Raw genomic sequence first — 8,353 nt, 5'->3', positions numbered from 1 at the left:
GCTACCGGGTCAGTGGTGACCCTGCTCGGTGAGCCGCTTGCGGGACGCCTCGACCTCGGCCTCGGCCTCGTCGCGGCCGACCCAGTTGGCACCCTCGACCGACTTGCCCGGCTCCAGGTCCTTGTAGACCTCGAAGAAGTGCTGGATCTCCAGCCGGTCGAACTCCGAGACGTGGTGGATGTCACGCAGGTGCTCCACGCGCGGGTCCGTGGCCGGCACGCACAGGACCTTGTCGTCGCCGCCGGCCTCGTCCGTCATCCGGAACATGCCGATCGCGCGGCATCGGACCTGGACGCCCGGGAAGGTCGGCTCGTCCAGCAGCACCAGCGCGTCCAGCGGGTCACCGTCCTCACCGAGGGTGTCCTCGATGAAGCCGTAGTCCGCCGGGTAGCGCGTCGACGTGAACAACATCCGGTCGAGCCGGATGCGGCCCGTCTCGTGGTCCACCTCGTACTTGTTGCGCGATCCCCGGGGGATCTCGATGGTGACGTCGAACTCCAAGGCTCCTCCATAGTGCTGCGCCGGGACCGTTGCCGGGACCGTTAGGGTCGTTCTGTCCGCGAGGCCGAACCCGGCACAGGTCCCGGACAGAACCTGATCTGATCTCAGTGTCTCGCATGGCCGGTGGTCCGGCGGAAGGGGATGGTCTCGCGTGGCCGGCACAAGGAGCAAAGCGATCGCCGCAGTCCTGGCGGCGATCGTGCTGGCCGTGCTCACCACGCTGGTGCACGAGTCGTGGAAGGGTGAGCCCCTGGCGGCCCGCGCCGACCCGACGGGCGGCCGGGTCGCGAGCGCGCAGCCGGTGCTCGCGCCGGTTTCCGGCAATGCCACCGGCGCCGTGCCGACCGAGGCCGGCATCCGGGCCGCGCTGGATCCGTTGGCCAAGGCGACCGCGCTCGGCGCCCCGCCCGCGATGGCCGTCGTCGACGCGCTGACCGGCAAGGCGCTGTACGGCGCCAACCAGGACCGCGCGGCAACTCCCGCGTCCACCACGAAGATCACCACGGCGGTGGCCGCGCTCACCGCGCCCGGCCCGAACCACCGGATCGCCACCCGGGTGGTGCCCGGCGGCACGCCCGGCACCATCGTGCTGGTCGGCGGCGGCGACCCGACGCTGACCGCGCTCGACGGCAACCAGTACAACAGCGCCTTCCGGCCCGCCCGACTGTCCGACCTGGCCGAGTCGACCGCGACCGCGCTCAAGGCGACCGGCACCACCCAGGTCAAGCTCCAGTACGACACCACCCTGTACACCGGCCCGGCCCTGCACGCGATCGGCGTCAACGAGAACATCGCCCCCGTCGTGTCGCTGATGGTCGACGAGGGTCGGGTGGACCCGACGGTGGTCGGCAAGGAGAGCAACCGGGTGTCGTCGCCGGGCATCGACGCCGCGAAGAAGTTCGCCGCGATGCTCAAGACGGCGGGCATCACCGTCGACGGCACGCCCGCCGCGGGCACCGCGCCCGCCGGCGGCGCGCCCGCACTCGCCTCGGTCCAGTCCCCGCCGTTGTCCGCGATGGTCGAGCAGATGTTGACGGTCAGCGACAACGACCTGGCCGAAGCCCTGCTGCGGCAGGTCGCGATCGCCAACGGACAACCCGCGAGCTTCCAGGGCGGCACCGTCGCGGCGAGCAAGGTCCTGGAGGGTCTGGGCGTCACCTACGGGGCGTCCAACCTCAAGGACGGCAGCGGCCTGGACAAGGAGGACCGGCTCACCCCGCAGACGCTCGTGCAGACCCTCGCGGTGGCCGCGTCCGAACCCCACCCCGAACTGCGCTGGGCCCTCACCGGCCTGCCGATCGCGGGCTTCACCGGCACCCTGGCCGAGCGGTACGGCCCGAACAGCAGCGCCGCCGACGCGGCCGGCGTGGTCCGGGCCAAGACCGGCTCGTTGACCGGCGTCAGCACGCTGGCCGGCCTGGTCCGGGACCGGGACGGGCGACTGCTCGCGTTCGCGATCCTGGCCGACCGCTTCACCGGCGATCCCGACCCGGCCCGCGCGGCGATCGACCGGATGGCCGCCGCCCTGGCCGACTGCGGCTGCGGCACCGGCTGACCCGGCCGACCCGGCACAAAACCCGCTCCCGACCAAGTCACAGCCCCCGGTTCCTCTTTCGGGGCCGCGCCGAGCACGTAACGTGGCCGTATGACGAGCGGCAACGGTGCGGACATGATCGATTGGGACCTGGCCGTGGCGACGGCGAACCGGCTCGTGCGGCCGGGACCCGACGTCGGACGGGACGAGGCGCGGGCGGTCGTGGCGGAGCTGCGCGCGCACGCCAAGACGTCCGAGGGACACGTACGAGCGTTCACGGGACTCGATTCGGGCGACAACGACACCCCGGTTCTTGTGGTGGACCGACCGGGCTGGGCCCGGGCCAACGTGCAGGGCTTCCGGCACGTGTTGCGACCACTCCTGGACAAGGTCGAACAGCGCCGCGAGAGCGTGCCGGGCGGTGCCGCGCTGGGCACCGTGGGCGGCAAGGTGACCGGCCTGGAGCTGGGCACCCTGCTCGCGTTCCTGTCCTCGCGCGTGCTCGGCCAGTACGAGACTTTCGCGCCGCAGGCCCCGGGCGCGAGCGGGCGTGGCCCCGGGCGCCTGCTCCTGGTCGCGCCCAACATCGTCCAGGTCGAGCGCGAGCTGGGCGTGGACCCGCACGACTTCCGGTTGTGGGTGTGCCTGCACGAGGAGACCCACCGGACCCAGTTCACCGCCGTGCCGTGGTTGCGCGACCACCTGGAACAGGAGATCCACGGCTTCCTCGGGGAGACCGAGGTCGACCCCTCCGCGGTGCTCGGCCGGCTGCGCGAGGCGGTCTCCACGTTCGCGGGTGCGCGCCGCGCCGGCACCGAGGGCGACACGGACGGCGGCTCGCTGGTCGAACTCGTCCAGACGCCCGAGCAGCGCGAGATCCTGGGCCGGATCACCGCGGTGATGTCGCTCCTGGAGGGACACGCCGACTTCGTGATGGACGGAGTCGGCCCGCAGGTCATCCCGACCGTGACGGAGATCCGGGAGAAGTTCGCCGAGCGGCGCGCCCAGGGCACCGGGCGGCTCGACCAGGCGCTGCGCAAGCTGCTCGGCATGGACGCGAAGCTGCGCCAGTACCGCGACGGCGAGCGGTTCGTGCGCGAGGTGGTCGGCCGGGTCGGTATGGAGGGCTTCAACCGGGTGTGGACCTCGCCGAACACGCTGCCCACCAAGGCCGAGGTGGCCGAGCCGGGCCGCTGGGTGGACCGGGTGCACGGCAAGGCGGGCGCCGCCGGGGCGCCGACCGAGGGCCCCGCCGACCCCGGGTGAGAGTCGGCGCCCGACACCCGACGCGGCGCCGGTACGCGCCGCGCCGGGCCCGCGCCGGCCCGCCCCGTCCTCATCCGGGCGACATCCGGTGGTGTCTGCGGCCCGGGGCGCTTCGGGTGACGTAGCGTGGGCGAACCAACTCTCTTCGGCATTCCTCGCGGCGGCCGCGACCTCCGCGAACCGGCCGAACCGGACGTGCAAGGAGGTGTCGTCGAGCCGTGGGACCCCATCCCGCCGTGGCCGCCACCAGGCTGGCCGTCCGCAAGACCCTGCGCGAGCTGCAACCGGGTGACCTGGTCCTGGTGGCCTGCAGTGGTGGTGCGGACTCGTTGGCGCTCGCAGCGGCCACCGCGTTCGAGGCCCCGCGGGCGGGTCTGCGTGCCGGAGCCATCACCGTCGACCACGGTCTCCAGGCGGGCTCCACCCGTCGTGCGGTGGATCTCGTCGCCCGACTGCGCGACCTGGGCCTGCGTCCGGTCGAGGCGCTCGGCGTCACCGTCGGCACCCGCGGCGGCCCCGAAGGCGCCGCGCGGCTGGCCCGATACACCGCCCTGGACACCGCCGCGCGGACGCACGGCGCCGCGCTGGTGCTGCTCGGGCACACCCTGGAGGACCAGGCCGAGACCGTGCTGCTCGGGCTCGCCCGAGGCTCCGGCGCGCGCTCGCTGGCCGGCATGCCGCCGCTGACCGGGCACTACCAGCGCCCGTTCCTGGAGCTGGGCCGCGACATCACCCGGCAGGCGTGCGTCGCGCAAGACCTGCTGCCCTGGGAGGACCCGCACAACGCCGACCCCGCCTACACCAGGGCACGGGTGCGGCACGAGGTGCTCCCGGTGCTGGAGAAGGCGCTCGGCCCCGGAGTGTCCGAGGCGCTGGCCCGCACCGCGCGCCTGTTCCGCGACGACGCCGAGGCGCTCGACCAGTGGGCCGACCGCGCCCAGGCGGACGTCACGCACGACGACGGCGAACTGGAGGTCGCCGGGCTGGCCGAGTTGCCCGCCGCGGTCCGCCGTCGGGTATTGCGCCGCACGGCCGTCGGCGCGGGCAGCCCCTCCGGGGCACTGTTCGCCCGACACGTGGAGGCGGTGGAGAAGCTGGTCATCTCGTGGCACGGCCAGGGGCCCATCCACCTGCCCGGGGGCGTCGAGATACGCAGACGGTGTGGCAGGCTTCTCTTTCACCGGCCGGCTCAATCCTGACCGGTGACCGCGGGGCTCAGTCGAAAACTTCGTAGTAAGGCATGTGGTGGACGAGAAGGACATGGGCGCCGACCTCGAAAGGGTCCTCGTCACGCAGGAGGAGATCGAGGCGAAGCTCGTCGAGCTCGCCGAACGGATCGACGAGGACTACCGGGGCCAGGACCTGCTCCTGGTCGGCGTGCTCAAGGGCGCCGTCATGGTCATGGCCGACCTCGCCCGAGCCGTGCACTCGCCGGTCAAGATGGACTGGATGGCGGTGTCCTCCTACGGCTCCGGCACCAAGTCCTCGGGCGTCGTGCGCATCCTCAAGGACCTCGACGCGGACATCGCCGGTCGGCACGTGCTGGTCGTCGAGGACATCATCGACTCGGGCCTGACCCTGTCGTGGATGCTCGCCAACCTCACCTCGCGAGGTCCCGCCTCGCTGGAGGTGTGCGCGTTCTTCCGCAAGCCGGAGGCCGCCAAGGTCGACATCCCGGTCAAGTACGTGGGCTTCGACATCCCCAACGAGTTCGTGGTGGGTTACGGCCTCGACTACGCCGAGCGCTACCGCAACCTGCCGTTCGTGGGCACTCTGGCCGAGCATGTATACGGTGGTTCGAAGCCGACCTGACCCGCTCGGACGCATGGATCACGGCTTCGGGTTTGCGCGATCGAGATCCTGTAACAGCATCCGGGAACAAGGGGAACGTTTCCCCTCGTTGGAGGGTGCGTCGGGGGTCGATTCACGAAGGCGCGCAAGGTGAGTGAACGCGCGGCGCGTTGACGTGCGGATGCCCGGTGTACCGTCTAACGCAGTGACATCCGATCAGCACGGGCGACCGTGCCGGGCGATACCGGACAGGCAACGTACCCGGGCGCCATAAGGCGTCCGGGTCAAAAGTCGGCAGGAGGGACGGGGCGTCTGCTGCCCCGCATCGATGGACGTCAAGCGCTATTTCCGCGGGCCGGTCATGTGGATCGCGCTGGCCGTCATTGCTGTGATCCTCCTGATGCAGCTCGTCTCCTCTTCGAGCGGCTTCAAGGGTGTCGACACCGGCAAGGCGATCCAGGCGATCCAAAACGACCAGGTCAAGTCAGCCAAGCTCATCGGCGGTAACGACCAGTCACTCGAACTCACCCTGATCGACGGGGTGAAGGTCGACAAGCACAACAAGATCAAGACTTCGTACATCGACGAGCAGGGCGTGGAGATCCAGCGCCTGCTCCAGTCCAAGTACGAGCAGGGCAAGATCCAGGACTCCTACACGGTCAAGCTCAGCAAGCAGAGCACGATCGTCAGCATCCTGTTCTCCCTGCTGCCGTTCGTGCTCATCGTCGTGGTCTTCCTGTTCCTGATGAATCAGATGCAGGGCGGCGGCTCCCGGGTCATGAACTTCGGGAAGTCCAAGGCCAAGCTGATCTCCAAGGACACGCCGAAGACGACCTTCGCCGACGTGGCCGGTGCGGACGAGGCGGTCGAGGAACTCCACGAGATCAAGGAGTTCCTCCAGGAGCCCGCCAAGTTCCAGGCGGTCGGCGCGAAGATCCCCAAGGGTGTGCTGCTGTACGGCCCGCCCGGAACCGGCAAGACCCTGCTCGCCCGCGCGGTCGCGGGTGAGGCCGGCGTGCCGTTCTACTCGATCTCCGGTTCCGACTTCGTCGAGATGTTCGTCGGTGTCGGCGCCTCCCGAGTGCGCGACCTGTTCGAGCAGGCCAAGGCCAACGCGCCGGCGATCGTCTTCGTCGACGAGATCGACGCGGTCGGCCGACACCGCGGCGCGGGCATGGGCGGCGGTCACGACGAACGCGAGCAGACCCTCAACCAGCTCCTGGTCGAGATGGACGGCTTCGACGTCAAGGGCGGCGTGATCCTGATCGCCGCCACCAACCGGCCCGACATCCTGGACCCCGCGCTGCTGCGCCCGGGCCGCTTCGACCGGCAGATCGCGGTCGACCGTCCCGACATGCAGGGCCGCTGGGACATCCTCAAGGTGCACGCCAAGGGCAAGCCGGTCACCGACGACATCGACCTCAAGGCGGTCGCTCGGCGCACCCCCGGGTTCACCGGTGCCGACCTGGCGAACGTGCTCAACGAGGCCGCGTTGCTGACCGCCCGCGCGGACGCCAAGCTGATCGACGCGCAGTCGATGGACGAGGCGATCGATCGGGTCGTGGCCGGGCCGCAGAAGCGCACCCGGATCATGAGCGACAAGGAAAAGAAGATCACCGCGTACCACGAGGGCGGCCACGCCCTGGTGGCCCACGCGCTGCCGAACACCGACCCGGTGCACAAGATCACGATCCTGTCCCGCGGTCGCGCGCTCGGCTACACGATGGTCCTGCCCGAAGAGGACAAGTACTCCACCACGCGCAACGAGATGCTCGACCAGCTCGCCTACATGATGGGCGGGCGCGCGGCGGAGGAGCTGGTCTTCCACGACCCGACCACGGGCGCCTCGAACGACATCGAGAAGGCCACCGGTCTGGCCCGCTCGATGGTCACCCAGTACGGGATGACCGAGCGGCTGGGTGCGATCAAGTTCGGCAACGACGGTGCCGAGCCCTTCCTGGGTCGTGAAATGGGTCACCAGCGCGACTACTCCGAAGAGGTCGCGGCTATCGTCGACGAAGAGGTCAAGAGGTTCATCGAGACCGCCCACAACGAAGCGTGGGAGATTCTCGTCGAGAACCGTGACGTGCTGGACAACCTGGTGCTGGAGCTGCTGGAGAAGGAGACCCTGGACAAGGCCCAGGTCGCCGAGATCTTCGCTCCGGTCACCAAGCGCCCGGCTCGTCCCGCGTGGACGGGTTCCAGCCGGCGTCAGCCGTCCAGCCGTCCCCCCGTGATGACGCCCCGCGAGCTCACACTCTCCGGCGGCGGCAGCGAGAATGGAATTCTCAACGGTGGCTCGACCTCTGCGACGGGCACCACGACGGGGTCCGGTGGGGCGGTAGCGCACCCCGAGCCGCCGTCCGATTCTCCGGAGAACTGAACGTGACGATCGACCCGGTCACCTTCGACGGTCGTACCGTGGGTGAGTTCGACCAGGATCGCGCCGAGCGCGCGGTTCGGGAGCTGTTGCTCGCGGTCGGGGAGAACCCCGACCGCGAGGGTCTCAAGGACACCCCGGCTCGTGTGGCCAGGTCGTACCAGGAGATCTTCGCGGGACTGCGGCAGGAGCCCGAGGACGTACTCACCACGACCTTCGACCTCGGCCACGACGAGATGGTCCTGGTCAAGGACATCGAGGTCTACAGCACGTGCGAGCACCACCTCGTGACTTTTCACGGGGTGGCGCACGTGGGGTACATCCCGTCGGAGGACGGTCAGATCACCGGCCTCTCCAAGCTCGCGCGCCTGGTGGACGTCTACGCCAAGCGTCCGCAGGTGCAGGAGCGGCTGACCACCCAGATCGCCGACGCGCTGGTGAACATCCTGCGCCCGCGCGGGGTGATCGTGGTGGTCGAGTGCGAGCACCTGTGCATGACCATGCGCGGCATACGGAAGCCGGGTGCGCGCACCCTCACCTCCGCCGTGCGCGGGCAGTTGCTGAACGCGGCCACGCGGGCCGAGGCGATGAGCCTGATCCTGAGCCGGTAGCGGTCGCACGGCGCACGGTCGCGGGTCGGTGGGGACACCGGCGACAAGTCGCGACGCAGTACTCGGGGGTTGGGGCGGGGACGCCCCCCCGCCACCCCACAACAATAACCAACAAACAAACACCCACGCCCGCCCCACGACGCCACGCCACAAAAAAAAAAAAAAAAACCACACGTTCGATACGAAACGACCCCCACACGGCACCAGGACACCCAAGCACCAGATCGCCCCCGGCGCCACGGTCAACACCAACGCCGCCACCACCCCCAC

The 8,353-nt window shown here is 70.0% G+C and carries 7 protein-coding genes; 6 read left to right on the top strand and 1 reads right to left on the bottom strand.

All coding sequences use genetic code 11. The features are described 5' to 3' along the window. Positions 1-9 precede the first annotated feature (9 nt). Positions 10-501 carry an inorganic diphosphatase gene (locus ACFXMF_RS45110; protein ID WP_020549566.1) on the bottom strand — a complete coding sequence of 164 codons (492 nt, stop codon included), beginning with the start codon at positions 499-501 and terminating at the stop codon, positions 10-12. 151 nt (positions 502-652) lie between these two features. Here ACFXMF_RS45110 and dacB point away from each other — a divergent pair, with 151 nt between their 5' ends. The 6 genes from dacB (at position 653) to folE (ending at position 8,083) form a co-directional block, all read left to right on the top strand. Further along, on the top strand, positions 653-2,056 hold the full coding sequence (gene dacB / locus ACFXMF_RS45105; RefSeq protein ID WP_379992220.1) for a D-alanyl-D-alanine carboxypeptidase/D-alanyl-D-alanine-endopeptidase: 1,404 nt from the start codon (positions 653-655) through the stop codon (positions 2,054-2,056). A gap of 90 nt (positions 2,057-2,146) precedes the next feature. Further along, positions 2,147-3,301: a zinc-dependent metalloprotease gene (locus ACFXMF_RS45100; protein WP_360313016.1), complete on the top strand. Its 1,155-nt coding sequence runs from the start codon at positions 2,147-2,149 to the stop codon at positions 3,299-3,301. A gap of 218 nt (positions 3,302-3,519) precedes the next feature. Continuing rightward, positions 3,520-4,500, top strand: coding sequence for a tRNA lysidine(34) synthetase TilS (tilS, locus tag ACFXMF_RS45095; protein WP_360313018.1), 981 nt, complete (start codon positions 3,520-3,522; stop codon positions 4,498-4,500). A 46-nt stretch (positions 4,501-4,546) separates the two neighbouring features. Then, a complete protein-coding gene (hpt, locus tag ACFXMF_RS45090) occupies positions 4,547-5,113 on the top strand; it encodes a hypoxanthine phosphoribosyltransferase (RefSeq protein WP_078979398.1) in 567 nt (188 codons plus the stop codon). 307 nt (positions 5,114-5,420) lie between these two features. Then, positions 5,421-7,475, top strand: a complete 2,055-nt coding sequence (gene ftsH, locus ACFXMF_RS45085) for an ATP-dependent zinc metalloprotease FtsH (protein ID WP_360313020.1) — start codon at positions 5,421-5,423, stop codon at positions 7,473-7,475. 2 nt (positions 7,476-7,477) lie between these two features. Beyond that, a complete protein-coding gene (gene folE, locus ACFXMF_RS45080) occupies positions 7,478-8,083 on the top strand; it encodes a GTP cyclohydrolase I FolE (RefSeq protein WP_360313022.1) in 606 nt (201 codons plus the stop codon). Positions 8,084-8,353: the final 270 nt, after the last annotated feature.

The sequence above is a fragment of the Embleya sp. NPDC059213 genome, from assembly GCF_042754445.1.
Lineage (GTDB): Bacteria > Actinomycetota > Actinomycetes > Streptomycetales > Streptomycetaceae > Embleya.
The sequence above is the reverse complement of the archived record's forward strand: the minus strand, read 5'-3'. Positions and strand labels throughout refer to the sequence as shown.